Origin of the sequence: Agromyces sp. NPDC060279, assembly GCF_042726785.1 — a bacterium.
Lineage (GTDB): Bacteria > Actinomycetota > Actinomycetes > Actinomycetales > Microbacteriaceae > Agromyces.
Map to the genome: position 1 here is coordinate 252,728 of NZ_JBHXBK010000001.1, position 22,295 is coordinate 275,022.

Genomic DNA, 22,295 nt, shown 5'->3' on the forward strand with positions numbered 1-22,295 from the left:
GACCTCAGCCTTCGGCGAGCGCGACGAGGCCGAGCTCGGCCGGCCCGGCGAGCAGCGGGTTCGACGGCACCACGCGCACGGTGTAGCCGAAGGCGCCGGCACGGTCGAGCGTGACGGTGCCGCCGTACTCCCCGTCACCGAGACGGGCGAGACGGGTCGTCCGCGGTTCGGCGAGCGAATCGTCGGGGCGGCTGCGCCCGGAGACGAGCTCGACGGCGACGTCGGCATCGTCGAGACCGCCGAGGGCGAGCTCGGCGCGCACGTGCAGCTCGTCGCCGACGGCGGGCTGGTCGAGACCGCCGGACTCGACGTGCAGCACGCGCACCTCGGGCCAGGCGGCGCGGACCCGCGCGCTCCACGCGGCGAGCTCCCGGGCGCCGCGCGCGCCGTCGGCGACGAGGGCGCGGCGGCGCTCGGCCGCGGGGCGGTAGAGCCGCTCGACGTACTCGCGCACCATCCGGTCGGCCCCGAGCTCGGGCACGAGTCGGGCGAGGGTGGCGCGCAGCATCCTGAGCCACTCGCCGGGAACGCCGTCGGCGTCGCGCTCGAAGAACCCGGCCGACTCGGCCGGGTCCGGTCGGTCGTAGAACGCCGGGACGATGCGGTGCTCGAGGAGTTCGTAGAGCGACGCGGCCTCCCGTTCGTCGCGCTCGCCCTCGTCGCCGGCGGAATCCGCGGATGGGATGACCCAGCCGAAGTCGTCCGCGGCGTACTCCGCCCACCAGCCGTCGAGGATGGAGAGGTTCAGCGCGGCGTTCATGGCGGCCTTCATGCCGGAGGTGCCGCAGGCCTCGAGCGGCCGCAGCGGGGTGTTCAGCCAGACGTCGCAGCCCGGGTAGAGGAGTCCGGCCATGCCGATGTCGTAGTCGGGCAGGAACACGATGCGCTCCCGCAGTTCCGGCCGGGCGGCGAACTGCACGAGCCGCTGGATGAGGCGCTTGCCCTCGTCGTCCGCGGGGTGCGCCTTTCCGGCGATGACGAACTGCACGGGGCGCACGGGGTTCGTCAGGATCGCGGCGAAGCGTTCGGGGTCCTGCAGCATGAGGGTGAGCCGCTTGTACGTCGGCACCCGCCGGGCGAAGCCGACGGTCAGCACGTCGGGGTCGAGTGCGCGGCTCATCCACTCCGGGGCCTGGCCGCCGGGGTGCTGCTCCTCCCAGCCGGCCACGAGGCGACGACGCGCCTCGTCGACGAGCCTGGCGCGCATCTCGCGCTTCACGGTCCAGAGCTCGGCGTCGCCGAGGGCGGGGTTCTGCCAGTCGGCGTGCTCGCTGTCGTCGGTGCCGAGGGTGCGTTCGGCGAGTGCGATGAGCGCCGGATCGGTCCAGCTGGGCGCGTGCACCCCGTTCGTGACGGAGGTGATCGGCACCTCGTCGGCGTCGAAGCCCGGCCAGAGCTCGGCGAACATGCGGCGGCTCACGCGGCCGTGCAGTTCGGAGACGCCGTTCGCATGCTGCGCGAGGCGCAGCCCCATGACCGCCATGTTGAAGGCGCTCGTCGCGGGGTCCGCGCCGGGTTCGACGCCGAGTGCGAGCGCGTCCGCGGGCGCGACGCCCGGCAGCAGCTCGGAGGTGACGTAGCGCTCCACGAGGGCGCGGTCGAAGCGGTCGATGCCGGCGGGCACCGGCGTGTGCGTCGTGAAGACCGTGCCGCCCCGCACGAGCTGCAGGGCCTCGGGGAACGTCAGCCCCTCGCCGATCGCCGCCGAGATGCGCTCGAGTCCGAGGAAGCCCGCATGCCCCTCGTTCATGTGGAACACCTCGGGCTCCGGCGCCCCCGCGAGCTCGGCCCAGGCGCGCAGCGCCCGCACCCCGCCGATGCCGAGCAGCAGCTCCTGCAGCAGGCGGTGCTCGCTGCCGCCCCCGTAGAGCCGGTCGGTGACGCCGCGCCACTCGTCGCCGTTCGCCGGCACGTCGGTGTCGAGCAGCAGCAGCGTGACCCGGCCCACCGCCGCGCGCCAGACCCGCGCCGTCAGGGTGCCACCGTCGGGCAGCGCCAGCGAGACCTGCACCGCGCTGCCGTCGGGCCGGCGGAGCACCGAGAGCGGCAGCCCGTCGGGGTCGAGCGCGGGGTAGCGCTCCTGCTGCCAGCCGTCGGGCGAGAGCGACTGCGAGAAGTAGCCGGTGCGGTAGAACAGGCCGACCGCCACGAGCGGCACGCCGAGGTCGGAGGCGGCCTTCAAGTGGTCGCCGGCGAGGATGCCGAGGCCGCCGGAGTACTGCGGCAACGCGGCGGCGATGCCGTACTCCGGCGAGAAGTAGGCGACGAGCTCCGGCCGCTCCCCCTCGAGCCGCTGATACCAGCGCGGCTCCGTGAGATACGCGTCGAGCTCGGCGTGCTCGCGCTCGGCCCGGGCGACGAACTCGTCGTCGGCGGCGAGCTGCTCGAGCCTCGCCGGCTCGACCTCGCCGAGGAACGTCACCGGGTCGTGCTCCGAGCGCGCCCAGGCCTCGGGGTCGATGTGCTCGAACAGCCGGCGCGTCGGCTCGTGCCACGCCCAGCGGAGGTTCGCCGCGAGTTTCTCGAGCGCGGCGAGGCGCTCGGGGACGACGGCACGGACGGTGAACTTCCGGATCGACTTCACCCCCTCAGACTAGGAGGCGCTCGTGTCCGGCGTGTGAACACCGCCGCATCGACCAGAGCTGAGGACACGGAAACCGGGCTGCGCTAACGTTCGGAGGGTGACGTTCCGCCTCGCAGCCGACCGCATCCCCGTGACCGGGCTCACCCCGGCCGTGCCTGACCCGCGCTGGCACCCGAAGGCGTTCGAGGGCGAGGTGGTGCCGTTCGGGGCGACGGTCTTCCGGGAGGGGCACGACCTCGTCGGGGCGCTCCTCGTGCTCACGGCGCCGGGCGGGCGGATCCTCCGCCGCCGGATGACGAGCGCCGGACCGGGCACGGACCGCTGGACCACGGAGGTGCAGCTCGACGAGCTCGGCCGCTGGCACTGGCACGTCACCGGCTTCGACGACGAGATCGGCACGTGGCGGCACGATGCCGCCGTGAAGATCGACGCGGGCGTCGATGTGGCCCTCATGTACGAGCTCGGCGCCCGGCTCCTCGACCGCGCCGCGGCCGAGCGGGACCGACCGGCCGCCGTCAGGCGGGCGCTCGCCGCGCTCGCCGAGCGGCTCCGCGATCCGCAGCTCGACCCGGTGCGGCGCCGCGCGCTCGTCGACGACCCGGCGCTCGCGGAGTTCGAGCTCCGGCCCCTCAGCCGGCTCGCGGGCGACTCCCCCGAGCGCGAGCTGCTCGTCGAACGCCGCCGCGCCGGGGTCGGCAGCTGGTACGAGTTCTTCCCCCGCTCGGAGGGCGCGAAACAGCGCGCCGACGGCAGCTGGAAATCGGGCACCTTCCGCAGCGCGGTGCGGCGCCTCGACGGGATCGCGGCGATGGGCTTCGACGTGGTCTACCTGCCGCCGATCCATCCGATCGGCGTGACGAACCGGAAGGGGCGCAACAACACGCTCGACCCTGGACCGCACGATCCGGGCTCGCCCTGGGCGATCGGCGGACCGCTCGCCGACGGCACCCCTGGCGGCCACGACGCGATCCACCCCGATCTCGGCACGCTCGCCGACTTCCGCCGCTTCGTTCGAGAAGCCGCCGCCCGCGGCATCGAGGTCGCCCTCGACCTCGCCCTGCAGGCCTCCCCCGACCACCCCTGGGTCGCCGCCCACCCGGAGTGGTTCACCGTGCTGCCCGACGGCACCATCCGCTACGCCGAGAACCCGCCGAAGAAGTACCAGGACATCTACCCGATCAACTTCGACGACGACCCGGAGGGGCTCTTCGCCGAGGTGCTGCGGATCGTGCGCCATTGGATCGCGCAGGGCGTGCGCATCTTCCGCGTCGACAACCCGCACACCAAGCCGCTCGCGTTCTGGGAGCGGCTCATCGCCACCGTGAACGCCGAGGAGCCGGGCGTCGTCTTCCTCGCCGAGGCGTTCACCCGGCCCGCCATGCTGCAGGCGCTCGCCATGGCGGGGTTCCAGCAGTCGTACACGTACTTCACCTGGCGGAACACGAAGGAGGAGCTCGAGGAGTTCCTGCTCGGGCTCGCCCGGGACACGGCCGACTTCCTGCGGCCGAATCTGTTCGTGAACACGCCGGACATCCTCACCGAGTACCTGCAGTTCGGCGGCCCCGCGGCGTTCACCGTGCGGGCGACGATCGCCGCGACCGCCGCTCCCACGTGGGGGGTCTACTCGGGCTTCGAACTGTTCGAGTCCGTCGCCAGGCCAGGCGCGGAGGAGGCGATCGACAACGAGAAGTACGAGTACAAACCGCGCGACTTCGCCCTCGCCGAGGAGGAGGGCCGTTCGCTCGCGCTCTACCTCGGCATCCTGAACCGAATCCGCGCCGAGCACCCCGCGCTCGGCCAGCTCCGCAACCTGCACGTCCACCGCAGCGACGACGAAGCCGTCCTCGTGTACTCCAAGCGGCTCGCCGCCGAGTTCACGGGCACCGGATCGGACGACACGCTGATCGTCGTCGCGAACGTCGATCCGCACTCCGTGCGTGAGACGACCGTGCATCTCGACCTCGACGCGCTCGGCCTGCCGCCGGGCAGCACCTTCGACGTCGAGGACCTCGTGACGGGACAGCACTGGGAGTGGGGCGCGGACGCCTACGTCCGCCTCGACGCCTTCACGAGGCCAGCGCATGTGCTGCACGTCCGGCCGAGGAGCGCGGATGCCTCGGAGGCGACGCCTCATGACTGACGCCGTCGCCCACGACCTCCTGACCGCGGTCGCCGAGGGCCGCTCCGCCGATCCGCACGCCGTGCTCGGCCAGCACGGCGGCGAGGCGCCCGGCACCCCGCGCACCCTGATCCGGGCTCGTCGCCCGCTCGCCGAGACCGTGGACGCCCTCCTCGACGACGGCCGGGTCGTCCCCCTCCGGCACCTCGGCGAGGGGATCTGGTCGGGCGGCGACGACGGCCCCCCGAGCGGCTACCTGCTCCGCGCCCGCTACGCGGACGGCACCGAGTGGACCGCCGACGACCCCTACCGCTTCGAACCCACGATCGGCGAGCTCGACCTGCACCTCATCGGCGAGGGCCGCCACGAGGAGCTCTGGCGCGCGCTCGGCGCCCACCTGCGCAGCCACCGCGGCAGCGGGCGGACCGTGACCGGGACCGCGTTCACCGTCTGGGCGCCGAGGGCGCGCGCGGTGCGCGTCGTCGGCGACTTCAACCGCTGGGACGGCCGCGGGCACGCGATGCGCAGCATGGGCGCGAGCGGCGTGTGGGAACTGTTCGTGCCCGGCGTCGAGGCCGGGGCGCGCTACAAGTTCGAGCTGCTGACGGCCTCGGGCGCCTGGATCATGAAGGCCGACCCGATGGCCAGGCAGGCCGAACCGTCCCCCGCCACGGCCTCGGTCGTCTCGACGAGCGAGCACCGCTGGGGCGACGAGGACTGGCTCGCCGAGCGGGCCGCCACCTCCGTCCATGAACGGCCGATGAGCATCTACGAGCTCCATCTGGGCTCCTGGCGGCCCGGCCGCGGCTACCGCGACGTCGCCGACGAACTCATCGAGTACCTCGACTGGCTCGGCTACACCCACGTCGAGTTCCTCCCGCTCGCCGAGCACCCGTTCGGCGGCTCGTGGGGGTACCAGGTCACCGGCTACTACGCGGCCACGAGCCGCTTCGGCACCGCCGACGACCTCAGGTACCTCATCGACCGCCTGCACCAGGCCGGCATCGGCGTGATCATGGACTGGGTGCCGGGGCACTTCCCGAAGGACGAGTGGGCCCTCGCCCGTTTCGACGGCGAACCCCTCTACGAGCACGCCGACCCTCGCCGCGGCGAGCAGCTCGACTGGGGCACGCTCGTGTTCGACTACGGCAACCCGCGGGTGCGGAACTTCCTCGTCGCCAACGCCCTGTTCTGGCTCGAGGAATTCCACGTCGACGGGCTCCGCGTCGACGCGGTCGCCTCGATGCTGTATCTCGACTACTCCCGCGCCGAGGGCGAATGGCTGCCGAACGAGCACGGCGGGCGCGAGCACCTCGAGGCGATCGCGTTCCTGCAGGAGGCCACGGCGACCGCGTACAAGCGGAACCCCGGCATCGTGATGATCGCCGAGGAGTCGACCGCCTGGCCGGGCGTCACCGCGCCGACCTCCTCAGGGGGGCTCGGCTTCGGATACAAGTGGAACATGGGCTGGATGCACGACACGCTCCAATACCTCGCGCACGATCCCATGTACCGGGCGCACCACCACCACGAGCTCACCTTCTCGCTCCAGTACGCGTTCAGCGAGCACTTCGTGCTGCCGATCAGCCACGACGAGGTCGTGCACGGCAAGGGCTCGCTCGTGCGCAAGATGCCGGGCGACCACTGGCAGCAGCTCGCCACCACACGCGCGTACCTCGCCCTCATGTGGGCGCACCCCGGCAAGCAGCTGCTGTTCATGGGTCAGGAGTTCGGTCAGCTCTCCGAGTGGAGCGAGGAGCGCGGGCTCGACTGGTGGATCCTCGACCAGCCCTCGCACCGGCAGCTCGCCGAGTTCGTGGCACGGCTGAACCGCGTCTCCCGCGAGCTGCCGTCGCTCTGGCAGCTCGACGACGACCCGGCCGGCTTCGAGTGGGTCGACGGGGGCGCCGCCGCGGAGAACGTGATCGCGTTCCTCCGCTACGACCGGGACCGGGTGCCCGTGCTCTGCGTCGTGAACTTCGCCGGCCGCCCGCACGAGGGCTTCCGACTGGGGCTGCCGTCCGCCGGCCGCTGGGTCGAGGTGCTGAACTCGGACGCGCTCGAGTTCGGCGGCTCCGGCGTCGGCAATCTCGGCGCCGTGGAGGCGGTCGACGCGCCCTGGGCGGGGCGGCCCGCTTCGGCGAGCGTCACGCTCCCGCCGCTCGGCGCGCTCTGGTTCCGACTCGAAGGCTGAGCCGAGAGCCCAGCAGCTCGGGGTGCGCGCTCAGTACAGCAGGCTCGCGAGCCGGCGGCGCGCCACGGCGACCCGGGGGTCCTCGGTGCCGACGACCTCGAAGAACTCGACCAGGCGCTCGCGCACGGCGGTCTTGCCGTCGGGGTCCAAGCTCGGGAACAGGCTCAGCAGCCGGTCGAAGGCGTCGTCGATGTGCCCGCCGGAGAGGTCGAGGTCGGCGACGGCGAGCTGCGCCTCGAGGTCGTTCGGCGCGGATGCCGCGGCGTTGCGCACCTCGTCGAGGCGCTTGCCCTGCAGGCGTCCGAGGAGCCGCACCTGGGCGAGGCCGGCGACGGCGAGCTGATCGCGGGGGTCCTGCGCCATGGCGGTGCGGTACGCCGCCTCGGCGGCCTGGTAGTCGCCGCGCTCGATGGCGTCGTACGCCTCCTGGTGCAGCGGGGGCAGCGGGGCCTCGGCCGGCTCGGCGGCCTCGTCAGCGGCGCCGCCGGGGTCGATGCGGCCGTCGGCGCCGTGCTGCGCTCCGAGTTCGAGGAGCTGGTCGAACAGCTGCTCGATCACGTCGTCGGGCTGCGAGCCGGCGAACAGCGGAACCGGCTGGCCGGCGACGAGAGCGACGACCGTCGGCACGGACTGCGCCTGCAGCGCCTGCACGAGCTGGGGGCTCCGCTCCGCGTCGACCGCGGCGAGGAGGAGCCGCCCGTCGCGCGCGCGGACCAGGCGGGCGATCCGGTCGACGAGCTCGATGGACGGTTCGCTGAAGCCCGCCCAGAGCACGGTGACGACGGGGACGGTCTTGCTCTGCTCGAGCACCCGGCCGAACGTCTGGTCATCGGCCTCGACGATCAGCGGGTCGGTGCCGCCGCCCGCCGGGGCCGCGCTGTCGCTCGACGGCTGGGCCCGCTGCGTGAGCGAGGAGAGGTCGACCGCACCGCGCAGGCCGATCGGGTCGTTCGGGTTCGTCATTGGACCTCCGATGCGCTGACGAGGCTCTCGGACCAGCCGAGGAGCCGAATGGGTTCGTCCGTGCCGACCGCCGGCACATAGAAGAGCAGCTGCAGATCGCGCGTGGACTGCACGCCCTTCGCGCTCTGCTCGGTGAAGCCGGACAGGGCGCGGGCGGGCGTGTTCTCCTTGAAGCCGGTCGTGCCGCCGTCGTTCGGCCGGGACTGCTCGGTCCGGCGCACGAGCGTCGAGACGAGCGCGCCCGCGTCGTTCGTGGCGAGTGCGACGACGGGGGCGTCGCCGGCGACGGCCGAGACGCTCAGCGTGATGGTCGGGTTCGCACCCTGGACCTCGTTCGCCCGCGCCGTCGCGTTGAGCGTGTCGTCCAGGTCGGTGCCCTCGAGGTCGAAGAGCGGCGCGTACTCGCTCTCGGCACCCTTCATCAGGATGTCGGCGAACGCCGTCGAGACCTGCGACGGGGCGAGCGACAGGCCCTTGTACTCGGGGGCGATGATCGGGGCGCCGATCGAGGCGGGGGCGACGTCGGGGAACTCCGGCCCGGGCACGAGCGACATCGTGTAGAGCACGTGGTACTGGTCGCGCGGCGCGTCCTGCTGCAGGACGAGCGCGGTCGGGGCGACCGCGGCGTCCTCGGACGACTCGATGACGGTGAGGACCGTGCGGGGCCAGCCGGTCGTCGGGTCGGCGCTCGTCTGCTGCGGGAGCATCACGGACAGCGGACCCGGCGGGATGGCGAGCGCCTGGGTCTGATCCGGCAGCGTGCCGCGGATCGTGTAGTCCGCGGCCCGGGCCTCGAGCGCCGGGCCCGTGAAGCGGGTCTCGAGCGTGTCGCTCGCGCGGGCCTCGTCGTTGGCGACGGTGAACTCCGAGATGGTGCGCATGATGCGCTCCATCTGCGGCTCGGTGACGGCGGGCACGCTCTCCTCGGCGGGCTCGCCCTCGTCGGGCGCTTCGCTCGCGCTCGGGTCGGGCGTCGCCGTCGCGGTGCCGCTCGGCGACGCCTGCTCGAAGCTCGGCCAGTAGTCGGCGGAGCATGCGGTGAGCGCGAGCGCCGGAACGAGGACGAGCGGAGCGAGGATCGCGCGGCGTCCGCGGCCGAGCGCGCGCGACTGATCCGCCGGGCTGCGGCGGCGCAGGCCCCGGGTGCCCTTGGGGAGGTTCCGGCGCGGCCCGCGCGAACGGCGGTGGTGACGGATGCCGAAGAAGAGCAGCACGAGGCCGACGAGGAAGAGCACGCTCCCGCCGACCAGGAGCGGGCCGGCCCACGGCGTCGAGTTGTCGAGCGGCCACGCGACCACGAGCTGGTCGGGCACGGGGTCCTCGGAGCCGGAGGCGACGATGACCGAGATGCCCTCGAGGGCCGCGATGGTCGTGGTCACCCGGCGGTCGCCGGTGAACTGGTCGAGCCACAGGTCGGAGCCGGCCGGCGACACGGTCGCCGTGTCCGCTTCCGGGGTCTCGGGCGTGGCCGGCGTCGCAGGGGTCTCGACGACGGTGCCGTCGGCGGGCGGCTCCTCGGCCGGGGCATCCGTCACGCCCTCGACCCGCTCGCTCACGAGCGAGTCGGTCTCGGCGTCGTACCCGATGGTCACGTGGTCGCTCGAACGCACCCAGGCCTCGACGTCGGACGAGCGGCCGTAGGCGAGGAAGACGGTGCCGTCACCGGCGGCGCTCAGCGTCTGCTTGCCGGGATGCGCGGCGAGCGCCTCCGGCTGCACCACGATGTAGTCCGCCGCCTCGTCGACGGTGGCCGTGAGCGATACCCGGGCAGGCTCGAGGAAGACCGTGCGCTGGGCGATACCCAGCCCGATGAGCACGGCCGCAGCGACGAACGCCACGATGGCGAGGACGAATCGCACGTAGGACCTCCAGGGGCAAAGACATTCCACACTACCCAGCGCGCCTGAGCGTCTCCTAACCGCCAGCTGAAGACGAAATCCCCGGCTGCGCCTCCTACCCGTACAATCGGAGGCGATTCCCGCGCGCCCGATTCGCCGTCGTGGGACCGACACGGAGGAAGAATGGCCGCCGAAGAGACCGAGTTCACCCAGGTGTTCCGCGGATACGACAAGGACGAAGTCGACAAGGCGATCAACGGCCTGCGTCGCGACATCATCGCCGCGAACACCCAGTCGGCCGAGGCCTCGAAGGAAAACAAGCGGCTCCTCGCCCGGATCGAGGAGCTCACGGCCGAACTCGAAGAGGTCGGCAGCCCGACCTTCTCCGGCCTCGGCACGAAGCTCGAGAACACCCTTCGCGTCGCCGAGGAGCAGTCCACCCGGCTGATCGCCCAGGCCGACATCGACGCGGAGAAGCTGCGCCGAGCCGCCGAAGACGAGGCGCACGTCCTCAAGTCGGACGCGCGCGAGCTCGCCGAGCGCAGCGTCGCCGAGGCGCGCGCCCAGGCGAGCCGGCTGCTCGAGAACGCCCGCGCGGAGGCCGACGACATGGTCGCCAGGGCGCACGAGACGAGCGAACAGCTCCGCCAGGAGGCGGCGCGCGACGCCGCCGCGATCCGCAGCTCCGCCGCGACCGAGACCGCCGAGCTCCGCGCGAGCGCGAAGCGCGAGGCCGCCGCCACCATCTCGGAGGCCGAGCGCCGTGCCACGCAGCGGCTCGCCGAAGCGAACGCCGAGGCGAACGAGGCGAAGGCGACCGCCGCCGGTCTTGCGAAGGAGACCGAGCAGACCCGCGCCGAGGTCGCGGTCGAGCTCGACCGCGCCCGGGCCGAGCTCGCGAAGGAGAGCGAGCAGGTCCGGCTCGACCTCGCCGCGGAGACCGAGCAGGCGCGCCTCGACCTCGCCCGCGAGACCGATGAGGCCCGCGCCGCCGTGGCCGCCGAGACCGCCGAGAAGCGCACCGCGCTGGAACACGAGCTCGAGCAGGCCCGTGCCGACCTCGCCCGTGAGCTCGCCGCCGGCCGCGAGGAGCTCGAGCTCGCCCGCGAGCAGGCCGCGATCGACCGCGCCCGCGAAGCCGAGACCGCGAAGCAGAAGCTCGCCCACGAGCTCGATCGCATCCGGGCGAAGCACGCCGCGGAGCTCGAGCAGATGCGCGCCGACCTCGCGCTCGAGCAGGAGCAGGCCCGTGCCGACTTCGAGGCCGAGGCCGAGCAGGCCCGCATCGACCTCGACAACCAGCTCACCTCGATGCGCAAGAAGACCACGCACGAGGTGAACCGGATGACCCGGGAGATCGAGCAGGCCCGCATCGACCTCGAGACGGAGCTCGCCACCAAGCGCGACGAGGCCGAGCAGGAGCTGCTCGCCGCCCACCAGCAGGGCGTCGCCGAGACCAAGAAGTTCCTCGACGAGGCGAACGCCGAGCTCGCCGAGGCCGTCGCGCGCACCGCGGCGAGCCGCGCCGAGGTCGAGCGGCTCGAGACCGAGGTCCGCGCCGAGATCGCCGAGCTCCGCACCCGCGCCGAAGCGGACGCGCACTCCCGCGTGCAGAGCGCGCACGACCAGGCCCGCAAGCTCATCTCCGACGCCGAGGAGCGCACCCGCGCCCTCGTCGCCGACGCCGAGGACCGCCTCTCCCAGATCCGCATCGAGCGCGACGCCGTCGCCGGCTACTTCGAGAGCCTCCGCGGCGTCCTGACCCAGGCGGAGCAGGTCGCGGCGGACACCGAGTAGCGAGGCGGGGCGGCTCCCGGCAATGAAGATCCAGAACGCGTTCCGGGTCGGGCTCGTCGGCACGCTCGGCGTCGGCGTCGGGCTGCTGATCCTGATGTCGCTGGCGAGCCTGTCGACGATCCTCACCTACGTCGGGGCCGCCCTCTTCCTCGCGCTCGGCCTCGAGCCGGCGATCGCCTGGCTCGAGCGACGCGGGCTCCCCCGCTGGAGCTCCATCGTCATCGTGATGGCCGGGGTCGCCGCGCTGGTGGCCGCCCTGCTGCTCGCGGTGATCCCGATCATCGTCGAACAGGTGGGTCAGCTCGTGCAGCGGGTCCCGCTGCTCGTCACCAACCTGAACTCGACCGAATGGGTCGCGAGCACCCTCGACTCGCTGCAGCAGCAGTTCCCGCTGTTGAACGTGCAGGAGATCTGGGACAGCGTCTCCAAGGGCGTCGTCGACTTCGTCAGCGACCCCGACAAGATCAGCGAGCTCGCGGGCGGCGTCTGGCAGGTCGCGGTGGCGCTCGGCTCCGGCCTCTTCGCCGTCATCATCGTCGTCATTCTGACGCTGTACTTCACGGCCTCGCTGAACACCATGAAGCGCGGCATCTACCAGCTCGTGCCCGCCTCGCGCCGGCCGCGCTTCGCCGACCTCACGGAGCAGATCACCCAGTCGGTCGGACGGTACGTCATCGGCCAGGTGTCGCTCGCCGCGATCAACGGCGTCGCGAGCTTCATCTTCCTCTCGGTGATCCAGGCCCCGTTCTCCGCGGTGCTCGCCTTCGTCGCCTTCGCGTTCTCCCTCGTCCCGCTCGTGGGCACCCTGACCGGATCCGTCCTCATCGTGCTCGTCTGCCTCATCCCCGGACTGGGCTCGCCGCTCACCGCGCTCGTCGCCGCGGTGTACTACATCGTCTACATGCAGGTCGAGGCATACGTGCTCAGCCCGCGCATCATGAACCGCGCCGTCAAGGTCCCCGCAGCGCTCGTCGTGGTCGCCGCCCTCGCGGGCGGCGCGCTCCTCGGCGTGCTCGGCGCGCTCGTGGCCATCCCGATCGCCGCCTCACTGCTCCTGATCATCAAGCAGGTCGTCATCCCCAGACAAAACGAGCGCTGAGACGCCGTCCGGGCCCGCAGGGTCGGGTACAGCGAGTCAGCCGCCCGCGACGGGCCAGCTCGTGGGCAGGGGCGCGGCCGCCGGATTCACGATCGCGACGATCTCGTCGAGCACCCGACGCGTCTGCGTCTCGCCGACCCACAGATGACGGCCGCCTTCGACGTCGATGCGCTCGAGCCGGGGCACGCTCGCGAAGCGCACCGCCGCCTCCGCCGGCCGCAGGTAGTCGTCGAACTCTGGGATGAGGGCGACGAGTCGCGGCGCGGCGTCTCGCCAGCGCAGCAGTTCGGCCTCGCTCGTGCGGTGGAGGGGCGGAGAGAGCAGGATGGCGCCGTCGATGCGGTGCTCCAGCCCGTACTTGAGCGCGAGCTCGGTGCCGAAGGACCAGCCGAGCAGCCACGGGTGCGGGAGCCCGCGCGCCTCGACGAACGCCATCGCCGCCGCGACATCCGCCCGCTCCGCGTCGCCCTCGCCGAACGCCCCCTCGCTCGTGCCGCGCGGCGAGGCGGTGCCGCGCGTGTTGAACCGCAGCACCGCGAGATCCGCGAGCGCGGGCAGCCGTGCCGCCGCCTTGCGCAGGATGTGGGAGTCCATGAAGCCGCCGGCGGTCGGCAGCGGATGCAGCGTCACGAGGGTCGCGACGGGCGCTCGGCCCTCGGGCGTGGCGAGTTCGCCGACGAGTCGCAGCCCGTCACCCGTCGTGAGCTCGATCTCCTCACGGACGGCCGGGAGTTCCACGCCCGCGCGGATCTCGACGGGCGTCGGGCCGAGGGAATCGTGCTGCGTCATCTTCCCGCCTTCCAGCAGTGGGTGTGCCAGTGTCGCCGTGCGGCCAGATCCGCCGCGTCGCCGAGCACCCCGTCCGCCCGCCACACCACGAGATGGGCGGTGCCCGGCAGGATCTCCTGCGCGCAGCCGGGGCAGGCGTACGCTTTCTGGGCCTGCGACTCGGAGACCGGCTGGACGTTCCACTCCCGACCGCGATGGGTCTCGGTGCGACGCCAACCGGAGGTCAGGCGTTCGACGTCGAGCTCGGGGTGCGGCTCGCGAGCACGCGCGGACCGTCCACGGGAGCGGTGCGAGGGTGCCATGCGGACCAGTCTACGGCGGCGGCCGAGGGGCGCCGCGCGCGACGAGGCACGCTCAGTACCAGCCGGCCGACTCGGAGTGCGCCCACGCGCCGCACGGCGAACCGTAGCGGCCCTGGATGTACCCGAGCCCCCACTCGATCTGGGTGGCGGCGTTCGTCTCCCAATCGTCGCCGGCGCTCGCCATCTTCGATCCGGGGAGAGCCTGCGGAATGCCGTAGGCGCCGCTCGACTCGTTGTGGGCGTTCACCCGCCACCCGGACTCGCGGTCCCAGAGCGCGACCAGGCAGTCGAACTCCCCCGCTCCCCAGCCGCGGGCCGCGACCGCGCCCGCCGCATAGCCCTGCGCCGAACCGGGATCGGGCTCGACGGCCGGCGGCGCCCAGGCCACCGCCTCGGGCGCCTCGACGATCGGTTCGGGCTTCTTCTCGACGGCGTAGTCCTCACGGCCGACCGAGAGCGTGTACTCGCCCTCGACTTCGAGGTCCTGCACCGCTCGGCCGTCGAAGCGGTCGCCCGCGGCCGCGAACTCCACGCCCGACGCCGCGGTCGCCCGCGCGTCGACGGTCGGATCGACCAGGTTGACGAGGACGATGCCGATGCTCGCGGCCGAGGCGAAGCCCACGGTGAGCGCCTGCTTGAGGCGGGAGCGCACGGTGGAGCCGCTCACGGCCCGGCGCTGGGCTGCGGCCGCCGGCTCGACGGCGCGGGCGGCCGGAGCGAGCTGGGGACGCGAAACCGACGCGCTTGGCGCGCCTGCGTCAGAGTGCCTACCCACGATCCTCCGAGTCTAGCGAGACCGTGCAGCTCATCGCACGGCCAGCATCACGTCGACGACGGCGTCGAGCACGAGGTCGACCTGCGCCTCGCGATAGCCGCCGCGCTGCGGCCGGAACGTCACCGTGCGCACATCGTCCACCGAGATCGGCCAGCCGTCGCGGAAGTACCGCGTGAGCTTGTCCGCGAAACGGTCGACGTCCTCGACCCGGTAGCCCGTCACGAGCGGATTCACCCGCTCGAAGCGGTGGCGCTCGGGGCGACCGAGCCGGTTGGCGATGACCTGCGCCGTGGTTCGCGCCTCGCGCAGCCACGCCTCCTGCCCGTAGAGCAGCGCCGAGGTGCGCCGCTCCTGCGCGGCGAAGGCGTCCTCCAGCCGTTCGAGCGCGGCATCCACGTGTTCGGTCGAGTAGCCGTGCTTCTGCATGCCGAACGCCGTGAGCCGGATCGACTCCGCGGTGATCTTCTGGTCACCCGGTGCCGGAGTGCCGTCGTAGGCGCGACGCGCCACCCTCAGGAACTCGTCGACCTCGCCGGTGTGGTACCCCAGCTTGGGCTTTCGTGCGCGCGGAAAGGGAGAAGACACCGCTCCAGTATTGCGCACGCTCATCCGAAGAGCTGGAAGGCCACGAACGCAACCGCGGCGGACGGCAGGATCGAGTCGAGCCGGTCGAGGAATCCGCCGTGACCCGGCAGCCAGGAGCTCATGTCCTTGATGCCGAGATCCCGCTTGATGAGCGACTCCGCGAGATCGCCGAGCGTCGCGGTGAGCAGGACGGCCGCACCGAAGATGAGCCCGAACCACCACGTGTTGTCGAGCATGAACACCGACAGCAGCACGCCGGCGACGAGGCTCGCCAGAGCTCCCCCGGCGAAGCCCTCCCAGGTCTTCTTCGGGCTGATCACCGGCGCCATCGGGTGCTTGCCGAACAGGAGACCCGCGGCGTAGGCGCCAGTGTCGGCGCCGACCGCGATGATGATGAACGCGAGCGTCCACCACTGCCCGCCGTCCGCCGCCGTCAGCACGACAGCGAAGGAGGCGAGGAACGTCACGTAGCCCTGCACGAACGCGCCGGCGGCGAGATCGCGCAGCAGGCCGCGAGAACCTGCGACCGCCTTCGGGAACGCCTGCTCGACGAGACGCCACACCGTGACCAGCAGGATGCCGCCGAGCACCGCGAGGAGCTGTCCGCCCGGTCCGCCGTAGTACGCGACGGGCACCGCCACCACCGCCGCGACGACGGTGGGGATGCGCGGCACGAGGTACGAGCCCTTGCGCAGCGCCTGGGCGAGCTCGTAGCTCGCGAACCCGACCACGAGCACCGCGAGGAGCATGAAGAGCTCTTTGAGGAAGAGCAGGCTCAGCAGCAGGGCGCCGCCGAAGACGACGCCGATCAGCACCGCCAGGATCAGATTCCGCCCGGTGCGCGCCTGAATGCGCTCCTGCGCCTGATCGAACTGCGCCTTGCCGGCCTCGAACTGCCGCTCGAAGTCGGCCTTCCTCGCCCCGAACTGCCGCTCGAGATCAGCCTTCCGCGCCTGCACTTGGGCACGGAACTCACCGCGCGACGCGGGCCCCTGCCCCGATCCCCCGTCGCGCTCCTCCTCGGGAACGCCCGACATCCGCTGTCCTCAGACCTCGAGGAGTTCGGCTTCCTTGCGCTTCAGCGCCTCGTCGATCTGGTCGACGTGCGCCTTGGTCACCTGCTCGAGCTCCTTCTCACCGCGCGCGACCTCGTCGTCACCGACCTCGCCCTTCAGGGCGTCGAGGTCGTCCTTGGCCTTGCGGCGCACGTTGCGCACCGAGACGCGGGCGTCCTCCGCCTTCGAGCGGACGATCTTCACGAACTCCTTGCGGCGCTCCTCCGTGAGCTCGGGGAGCGTCACTCGGATGACGTTGCCGTCGTTGTTCGGGTTGGCCCCGAGATTCGGCGTGTCGCGGATGGCCTGCTCGATGTCCTTCATCGCGCTCTTGTCGTAGGGCGTCACGACGAGCGTGCGCGCCTCCGGATTGGCGAGCGAGGCGAGCTGGGCGAGCGGGGTGGGCGTGCCGTAGTAGCTCACCATGATCTTCTGGAAGAGCTGCGGGTTCGCACGGCCCGTTCGCACGGTGGCGAAATCCTCCTTCGCCGCCTCGACGGCCTTCTGCATACGCACACCGGCGTCGGAAAGTACATCCGCGATCACGTCGAACTCCTTACGGTTCTAAGCCTCTGGTCAGTCTATCGACTGACGGGTTCCACGCCGTTCGCCACGACGGTGCCGAAGTCGGCGCCGAGGATGGCCGCGGTGACATTGCCGGCCGGCTCCATGCCAAACACCTGCATCGGCATGCCGTTGTCCATGCACAGGCTGAACGCGGTCGAGTCGACGACCTTGAGGCCTCGCTGGAGGGCCTCCTGGTAGCTGATGCGGTCGATCTTGTGGGCGTCGGGGTTCGTGCGCGGGTCGTCGGAGTAGACGCCGTCCACCCCGTTCTTCGCGACGAGCACGAGGTCGGCGCCGATCTCGAGCGCACGCTGCGCGGCGACCGTGTCGGTTGAGAAGTAGGGCAGGCCCGCGCCCGCGCCGAAGATGACCACGCGCCCCTTCTCGAGGTGGCGCTCGGCGCGGCGCGGGATGTACGGCTCGGCGACCTGCGTCATCTCGATGGCCGACTGCACCCGGGTCTCCGCCCCCGCCTGCTCGAGGAAGTCCTGCAGCGCGAGCGAGTTCATGACCGTGCCGAGCATGCCCATGTAGTCGGCGCGTCCCCGGTCCATGCCGCGCTGGCTGAGCTCGGCGCCGCGGAAGAAGTTGCCCCCGCCCACGACGATCGCGATCTCGACGGTGCGCGCGGCATCCGCGATCTCGCGGGCGATCTGGCTGACGACGTCGGGGTTGACGCCGAGGGCGCCCCCGCCGAACGACTCGCCGGAGAGCTTGAGGAGGACCCTGCGTCGCTTGGGCGTCTCGGTCATGGGTGTCGGTTCCTTCCCGCTCGTCTGAGTTCAAACTAGTGCGTCGGCCTCGTGGTGGAGCCGTACGGAGCCTGGGAATCCCGCCCGACGAGGAGGGCGGGGCCAGACCTCAGCGCCCGAACGGGCGCGTGCGCACCGATCGGGCGCACAGAAAAGGAGTCCGGATCGACGAGCGATCCGGACTCCTCCTCAACGGCGTTACGCCGTGGCCTTGAACCGGGCGAAGCCGGTCACGGTGAGGCCGGCGTCGTCGAGCACCTTCTTCACCTGCTGCTTGTTGTCGCGGGCGTAGTCCTGCTCGAGCAGGGCGACCTGCTTGAAGAACGCGGTGAGACGACCCTCCACGATCTTCGGCAGGGCGGCCTCGGGCTTGCCCTCGTTGCGGCTGATCTCGGTGACGAGCTCGCGCTCCTTCTCGACGATGTCGGCCGGCACCTCGTCGCGCGTGAGGTACGTCGGGTCGAACATCGCGATGTGCTGCGCGATCGCCCGTGCGGTCTCGGCGTCGTCACCCGTGTAGGCGACGACGACGCCGATCTGCGGCGGGAGGTCCTTCGAGGTCTTGTGCAGGTAGACGGCGAACTGCTCGCCGCTCAGCGTGGCGACCTTCGAGAGCTCGACCTTCTCGCCGAGGGTGGCGGCCTGCTCGTCGATGAGCTCGCCGACGGTCTTGCCGTCGGCGGGCGCGGCGAGGGCGGACGCCACGTCGGTGGAGCCGGCCGCGGCGACCGCGTCGAGCACCTTGTCGGCGAGGGCGATGAACTTCTCGTTCTTCGCGACGAAGTCCGTCTCGCAGGCGAGCTGGATCATCGTGTAGCCCGCGGCCGACTCCTTGGCGGCCACGAGGCCCTCGCTCGTGGAGCGGTCGGCGCGCTTGGCGTTGCCCTTGGCGCCCTTCAGGCGCAGGATCTCGGTGGCCTTCTCGAGGTCGCCACCGGCTTCCTCGAGCGCCTTCTTGGTGTCGACCATGCCCGTGCCGAGCTGCTCGCGCAGGGCCTTGATGTCAGCGATGCTGATTGCCATGTCTGGCTGTCTCCTTCGGGGACTTATTCGGCGGGGGTGGCGGCGGCGGCCGCGCCCTCGGCGTCTGCCTCGGACTCGGTCGCGGCGATCTCGGTCGCGGCCTCGTCGACGACCTCGGCGGCCTCGGCCTTGGCCTCAGCCTCGGTCTCGACGGCCTTCTCGGTCGCGGCGCCCTGCTGCAGGAGCTCCTGCTCCCACTCGGCGAGCGGCTCGACGGCGGAGACGTTGCCGCTCTCCTCCGGCTTCTGGTGGCGCTCGATGAGGCCCTCGGCCGCGGCGTCGGCGATGATGCGGGTGAGCAGGCTCACCGAGCGGATCGCGTCGTCGTTGCCCGGGATCGGGTACTGCACCTCGTCGGGGTCGCAGTTCGTGTCGAGGATGCCGATGACGGGGATGCCGAGCTTCTTGGCCTCGTCGATCGCGAGGTGCTCCTTCTTGGTGTCCACGACCCAGAGCGCCGAGGGCGTCTTCGAGAGGTTGCGGATGCCGCCGAGGGACTTGTGGAGCTTGTCGAGCTCGCGCTTCTTGAGCAGCAGCTCCTTCTTGGTGAAGCCCGAGGTGGTGCCCTCGAAGTCGAGCTCCTCGAGCTCCTTCATGCGGGCGAGGCGCTTCGACACCGTGCTGAAGTTGGTGAGGAGGCCACCGAGCCAGCGCTGGTTCACGTAGGGCTGGCCGACGCGGGTCGCCTGCTCGGCGATGGACTCCTGCGCCTGCTTCTTCGTGCCGACGAAGAGGACGGTGCCGCCGTGGGCGACCGTCTCGCGGACGAAGTCGTACGCCTTGTCGATGTAGGCGAGCGACTGCTGCAGGTCGATGATGTAGATGCCCGAGCGCTCGGTGAAGATGAAGCGCTTCATCTTCGGGTTCCAGCGGCGGGTCTGGTGCCCGAAGTGCACGCCGCTGTCGAGCAGCTGGCGAATGGTGACGACGGCCATGAGCCGTTCTCCTTCTGTTCTCAGTTGTCGCTGCCGGCCGGCGGCCGGAAGCCCTGGTGCCCGGCGCGATCCCGCCGCTCCGGCGATTCGCTGCTGGGCAGCGACTCGCGTCGAGTCGGACTGAGTGGGATCGGCGGCCGAATGGGCACGCGGAGTCACCTCGACATGCGAGGTGCGGGTCCACTCTACCAGTTCACCGGGCGGGCCGCGGTCAGGTGCGGTCCCGCGGTGCGGCCGCTCGGCGTGAGCGGACGCCTCGTCCTCCACAGTGCGCGCCAGTCCGCTCCGTTGCACTGGCCTGCGGCGGCCGAGTCCGCGCGCCTCCCAGCCCGGGAAGAGTCGATGCATGCTCCAACCGTTCCGTCCCCGGCCCCTGTTCCTTCTGCTCTGCGGCGTGCTGGCCATGACGGGTGCGCTCACCTCGGCCCAGTCGTCCGCCGTGTCGCTCGCAGCGGGCCGTTCCGCGGACACCGGCTGGCTGTGGCCCGTGGGTCCGCCGGCCACCATCACCGCCCCGTTCCGCGCGCCGCCCACGCCGTACGCGCCCGGGCACCGCGGCATCGACCTCGCCGCGGCGGCGGGTGGCCCGGTGCGCGCGCCCGCCGGCGGCGTCGTCAGCTTCGCGGGCACGGTCGCCGGGCGTCCGCTGGTCGCCGTCGACCACGGCGACGGCTACGTGAGCGCCGTCGAACCGGTATCGCCGCTCGTCACGGAAGGCACGCCGGTGGCGCCGGGTGAACCGCTCGGCACGGTGGCGGGCGGAGGACATTGCGACGGCGCCTGCGTCCACTTCGGCGTGCGACTGCACGGGGAGTACGTCTCACCGATGCTCCTGCTCGGCTCGGTCCCCCGCGCGGTGCTCCTCCCGCTCGACTGACACCGCCGGCTCCGCCCGCGACACAACCGTGCCGGCGTGCCGCGCTCAGGCTCGCGGGTGGGCGGTGCGATAGCTCTGCTTCAGCCGCTCGGCCGACACGTGCGTGTAGATCTGCGTGGTGCCGAGGCTCGCGTGGCCCAGGAACTCCTGCACCGCCCGCAGCTCGGCTCCTCCGTCGAGCAGATGGGTCGCCGCCGTGTGCCGGAAGGCGTGCGGCCCGGCCGGCCCACCGCCCGGAACCTCGGCGAGCAGGCCGGCGACGAGGCGGTGCACGCTCCTCGCGTTCAGCCGACCGCCCCGTGCGCCGAGGAACACGGCGTGGGCCCCGCCGCTCGAGGGACGACGGTCGGAGGCGGTGCGCCGGGCGACGGTGGACGACCCGCCCGACGCCGCCTCGGTTCTGGCCGCGGCCCGTGCGAGCAGCGCCGGTCGCCCGAGCTCGAGATAGCGGTCGAGCGCGCGCGCGGCCGGGGCGCCGTAGGGGACGACGCGTTCCTTCGCCCCCTTGCCCAGCACCCGCACGGTGCGGTTGGAGCGGTCGAGGTCGTCGACATCGAGGCCGACGAGCTCGGAGACGCGGAGCGCGGCCGCGTAGAGCAGCTCCACGACGGCGTGGTCGCGCAGCGCGTTCGGCTCGCCGTCGGCCGCGGCCTGCTCGAGCTCGGCGAGCAGGCCGTCGGCGGCGTCGCGGCTGAGCACGCGAGGGAGGGTGCGTTGCGGCTTCGGGGCGCGGAGCCTGGCACCGGCATCGCTCCTCGCCCGCCCGCTCGTGGCGAGCCAGGCGGCGAAGCCCCGGGCGCTCGCCGCTCGCCGGGCCAGCGTCGCGCGGGCGAGGCCGCGCTGGTCGCCGTCCCAGAGCCAGTCCCGCAGCAGGGCGAGGTCGAGCTCGGCGCCGGGCCCGGGGTGGTCGTCCGCACGCTGCGCTGCCGCCACTGCCGGCGGCGCGGCAGCGTCGCGGGTGTCCGCGAAGCGGGCGAGGTGGTGCAGGTCGGCCGAGTACGCCGCGACCGTGTGCGCGGAGAAGCGGCGTTCGTCGCGGAGATGGGCGAGGTAGTCCTCGATCGCGTGGCCGAGCGGGCTCATCGCGTCACCCGGCTCGCTTGCGCGAGAATCGCTCGAGTCTCGCCGGCGGGTCGAGGCTCGATAGTTCGTCGACGAACTCCGCGTCGAAGCGGGAGATCACGGCGTTTGGCCCGACGGGTGCCACGGAGACGAGGTGACCGTCGTCGAAGAGCTGCACGAGGGAGAACGATCGCCCTCCGTCCACCCCCTGCAGCTCGCGCGGCGGCGCACTGACGTCGAGGGTGTACGCGGTCGCCCCGGCGATCGACACGGGAATGCCCGCGAAGCTCCCGGCACTCGGGTAGTGCAGGTGCCCGCCGAGGATGAGCCGCACGTCGCTCCCCCGCAGCACCTCGGCGAGCCGTTCCTGGCCCTGCAGCTCCAGCACGTCCATCACCGCGATCGGCGTCGGGATCGGAGCGTGGTGCACCGCGAGCACGGTGCCGCGGGGCGACGGCGTGGACAGCACCTCGGAGAGCCATGCCGCGCGCTCCTCGTCGATGGCGCCGTGGTGCCAGCCCGGCACCGAGACGTCGAAGGAGACGATGCGGACCCCGTCGAGCTCGACCACCCGGTGCAGCGGCTCGCGCGTCGGGGCGAGATCGAGCAGGCCGACGGCGAACGGCTCGCGCTCGTCGTGGTTGCCCATCACCCAGACGAGCTCGGCGCGGGCACGCTCCGCAAGCGGTTCGAGCGCGGCGCGGGCGAGCCGGTAGGCGTCCGGCTCGCCGAGGTCGGCGATGTCGCCGGTCACGACGATCGCGTCGAGGGCGGTGCCGAGCCGATCGAGCTGCTCGACGGCCTGCCCGAGGGCGGCGACCGTGTCGGCCGCGCCGCCGAGCGGTGCGCCGCCCGCGAGCAGGTGCGTGTCGCTCAGGTGCGCGATCGTCGTGTGCGCTGCCGGGTATCTGCCGAGTTGCATCCGTCTGGCCTCCAGGCCTCAGCCTACGGCGGACCTCGGCCACCGCCCGGCGCGGCC

General features: G+C 72.2%; 19 protein-coding genes. 5 read left to right on the forward strand and 14 right to left on the reverse strand.

Annotated elements, in window-relative coordinates:
- Positions 1-4: 4 nt before the first annotated feature.
- Positions 5-2,584, reverse strand: a complete 2,580-nt coding sequence (gene glgP, locus ACFWE1_RS01205; RefSeq protein WP_376931740.1) for an alpha-glucan family phosphorylase — start codon at positions 2,582-2,584, stop codon at positions 5-7.
- Between the two features lie 97 nt (positions 2,585-2,681).
- Here glgP and ACFWE1_RS01210 point away from each other — a divergent pair, with 97 nt between their 5' ends.
- The gene (locus ACFWE1_RS01210) at positions 2,682-4,724 is read left to right on the forward strand and encodes a maltotransferase domain-containing protein (RefSeq protein WP_376931741.1); all 2,043 of its coding nucleotides are present in this window, start codon (positions 2,682-2,684) and stop codon (positions 4,722-4,724) included.
- A complete protein-coding gene (gene glgB, locus ACFWE1_RS01215) occupies positions 4,717-6,897 on the forward strand; it encodes a 1,4-alpha-glucan branching protein GlgB (RefSeq protein WP_376931742.1) in 2,181 nt (726 codons plus the stop codon). The genes ACFWE1_RS01210 and glgB overlap by 8 nt, the downstream gene beginning before the upstream one ends.
- 30 nt (positions 6,898-6,927) lie before the next feature.
- Here glgB and ACFWE1_RS01220 read toward each other — a convergent pair whose 3' ends face one another.
- On the reverse strand, positions 6,928-7,860 hold the full coding sequence (locus ACFWE1_RS01220) for a co-chaperone YbbN (RefSeq protein WP_376931743.1): 933 nt from the start codon (positions 7,858-7,860) through the stop codon (positions 6,928-6,930).
- Positions 7,857-9,719 (reverse strand): hypothetical protein, encoded by a 1,863-nt coding sequence (locus tag ACFWE1_RS01225; RefSeq protein ID WP_376931744.1) that lies wholly within the window; start codon positions 9,717-9,719, stop codon positions 7,857-7,859. The genes ACFWE1_RS01220 and ACFWE1_RS01225 overlap by 4 nt, the downstream gene beginning before the upstream one ends.
- A 162-nt stretch (positions 9,720-9,881) precedes the next feature.
- Here ACFWE1_RS01225 and ACFWE1_RS01230 point away from each other — a divergent pair, with 162 nt between their 5' ends.
- Both ACFWE1_RS01230 and ACFWE1_RS01235 read left to right on the forward strand, forming a co-directional pair.
- Positions 9,882-11,495: a DivIVA domain-containing protein gene (locus ACFWE1_RS01230; RefSeq protein ID WP_376931745.1), complete on the forward strand. Its 1,614-nt coding sequence runs from the start codon at positions 9,882-9,884 to the stop codon at positions 11,493-11,495.
- Between the two features lie 22 nt (positions 11,496-11,517).
- On the forward strand, positions 11,518-12,594 hold the full coding sequence (locus ACFWE1_RS01235) for an AI-2E family transporter (protein ID WP_376931746.1): 1,077 nt from the start codon (positions 11,518-11,520) through the stop codon (positions 12,592-12,594).
- A gap of 36 nt (positions 12,595-12,630) precedes the next feature.
- Here the strand turns inward: ACFWE1_RS01235 and ACFWE1_RS01240 are convergent, their stop codons facing one another.
- The 9 genes from ACFWE1_RS01240 to rpsB all read right to left on the reverse strand — a co-directional run bounded on the left by ACFWE1_RS01240 (position 12,631) and on the right by rpsB (position 19,377).
- A complete protein-coding gene (locus ACFWE1_RS01240; protein ID WP_376931747.1) occupies positions 12,631-13,383 on the reverse strand; it encodes an alpha/beta hydrolase in 753 nt (250 codons plus the stop codon).
- Positions 13,380-13,685 (reverse strand): hypothetical protein, encoded by a 306-nt coding sequence (locus ACFWE1_RS01245; RefSeq protein ID WP_376931748.1) that lies wholly within the window; start codon positions 13,683-13,685, stop codon positions 13,380-13,382. The genes ACFWE1_RS01240 and ACFWE1_RS01245 overlap by 4 nt, the downstream gene beginning before the upstream one ends.
- Positions 13,686-13,737: 52 nt before the next feature.
- Positions 13,738-14,352, reverse strand: coding sequence for a lytic transglycosylase domain-containing protein (locus ACFWE1_RS01250; RefSeq protein ID WP_376931749.1), 615 nt, complete (start codon positions 14,350-14,352; stop codon positions 13,738-13,740).
- A 138-nt stretch (positions 14,353-14,490) separates the two neighbouring features.
- Entirely contained in the window at positions 14,491-15,045 is a 555-nt protein-coding gene (locus ACFWE1_RS01255) for a DivIVA domain-containing protein (protein WP_376931750.1), read from the reverse strand.
- A 20-nt stretch (positions 15,046-15,065) separates the two neighbouring features.
- Positions 15,066-16,082, reverse strand: coding sequence for a phosphatidate cytidylyltransferase (locus tag ACFWE1_RS01260; protein WP_376931751.1), 1,017 nt, complete (start codon positions 16,080-16,082; stop codon positions 15,066-15,068).
- Between the two features lie 9 nt (positions 16,083-16,091).
- Positions 16,092-16,646, reverse strand: a complete 555-nt coding sequence (frr, locus tag ACFWE1_RS01265) for a ribosome recycling factor (protein WP_189084801.1) — start codon at positions 16,644-16,646, stop codon at positions 16,092-16,094.
- Positions 16,647-16,681: 35 nt separating this feature from the next.
- Entirely contained in the window at positions 16,682-17,419 is a 738-nt protein-coding gene (gene pyrH / locus ACFWE1_RS01270) for a UMP kinase (RefSeq protein WP_189084800.1), read from the reverse strand.
- Between the two features lie 198 nt (positions 17,420-17,617).
- Positions 17,618-18,442, reverse strand: coding sequence for a translation elongation factor Ts (gene tsf, locus ACFWE1_RS01275; protein WP_376931752.1), 825 nt, complete (start codon positions 18,440-18,442; stop codon positions 17,618-17,620).
- Positions 18,443-18,465: 23 nt separating this feature from the next.
- Positions 18,466-19,377, reverse strand: a complete 912-nt coding sequence (rpsB, locus tag ACFWE1_RS01280) for a 30S ribosomal protein S2 (RefSeq protein ID WP_243568138.1) — start codon at positions 19,375-19,377, stop codon at positions 18,466-18,468.
- 346 nt (positions 19,378-19,723) lie between these two features.
- Between rpsB and ACFWE1_RS01285 the strand changes: the two genes are divergently transcribed.
- The gene (locus ACFWE1_RS01285) at positions 19,724-20,254 is read left to right on the forward strand and encodes a murein hydrolase activator EnvC family protein (protein WP_376931753.1); all 531 of its coding nucleotides are present in this window, start codon (positions 19,724-19,726) and stop codon (positions 20,252-20,254) included.
- 45 nt (positions 20,255-20,299) lie between these two features.
- Here ACFWE1_RS01285 and ACFWE1_RS01290 read toward each other — a convergent pair whose 3' ends face one another.
- Positions 20,300-21,337, reverse strand: coding sequence for a tyrosine-type recombinase/integrase (locus tag ACFWE1_RS01290; RefSeq protein ID WP_376931754.1), 1,038 nt, complete (start codon positions 21,335-21,337; stop codon positions 20,300-20,302).
- Between the two features lie 4 nt (positions 21,338-21,341).
- Entirely contained in the window at positions 21,342-22,238 is an 897-nt protein-coding gene (locus ACFWE1_RS01295) for a metallophosphoesterase (RefSeq protein WP_376931755.1), read from the reverse strand.
- Positions 22,239-22,295 lie beyond the last annotated feature (57 nt).

What these genes read in the sequence shown, in the direction of transcription:
- ACFWE1_RS01245 (WP_376931748.1), bottom strand. Translation starts at nt 13,685, where the DNA reads ATGGCACCCTCGCACCGCTCCCGTGGACGGTCCGCGCGTGCTCGCGAG.
- ACFWE1_RS01260 (WP_376931751.1), bottom strand. Translation starts at nt 16,082, where the DNA reads ATGTCGGGCGTTCCCGAGGAGGAGCGCGACGGGGGATCGGGGCAGGGG.
- rpsB (WP_243568138.1), bottom strand. Translation starts at nt 19,377, where the DNA reads ATGGCCGTCGTCACCATTCGCCAGCTGCTCGACAGCGGCGTGCACTTC.
- ACFWE1_RS01220 (WP_376931743.1), bottom strand. Translation starts at nt 7,860, where the DNA reads ATGACGAACCCGAACGACCCGATCGGCCTGCGCGGTGCGGTCGACCTC.
- ACFWE1_RS01235 (WP_376931746.1), top strand. Translation starts at nt 11,518, where the DNA reads ATGAAGATCCAGAACGCGTTCCGGGTCGGGCTCGTCGGCACGCTCGGC.
- ACFWE1_RS01285 (WP_376931753.1), top strand. Translation starts at nt 19,724, where the DNA reads ATGCTCCAACCGTTCCGTCCCCGGCCCCTGTTCCTTCTGCTCTGCGGC.
- pyrH (WP_189084800.1), bottom strand. Translation starts at nt 17,419, where the DNA reads ATGACCGAGACGCCCAAGCGACGCAGGGTCCTCCTCAAGCTCTCCGGC.
- ACFWE1_RS01295 (WP_376931755.1), bottom strand. Translation starts at nt 22,238, where the DNA reads ATGCAACTCGGCAGATACCCGGCAGCGCACACGACGATCGCGCACCTG.
- ACFWE1_RS01290 (WP_376931754.1), bottom strand. Translation starts at nt 21,337, where the DNA reads ATGAGCCCGCTCGGCCACGCGATCGAGGACTACCTCGCCCATCTCCGC.
- ACFWE1_RS01230 (WP_376931745.1), top strand. Translation starts at nt 9,882, where the DNA reads ATGGCCGCCGAAGAGACCGAGTTCACCCAGGTGTTCCGCGGATACGAC.
- glgB (WP_376931742.1), top strand. Translation starts at nt 4,717, where the DNA reads ATGACTGACGCCGTCGCCCACGACCTCCTGACCGCGGTCGCCGAGGGC.
- tsf (WP_376931752.1), bottom strand. Translation starts at nt 18,442, where the DNA reads ATGGCAATCAGCATCGCTGACATCAAGGCCCTGCGCGAGCAGCTCGGC.
- ACFWE1_RS01240 (WP_376931747.1), bottom strand. Translation starts at nt 13,383, where the DNA reads ATGACGCAGCACGATTCCCTCGGCCCGACGCCCGTCGAGATCCGCGCG.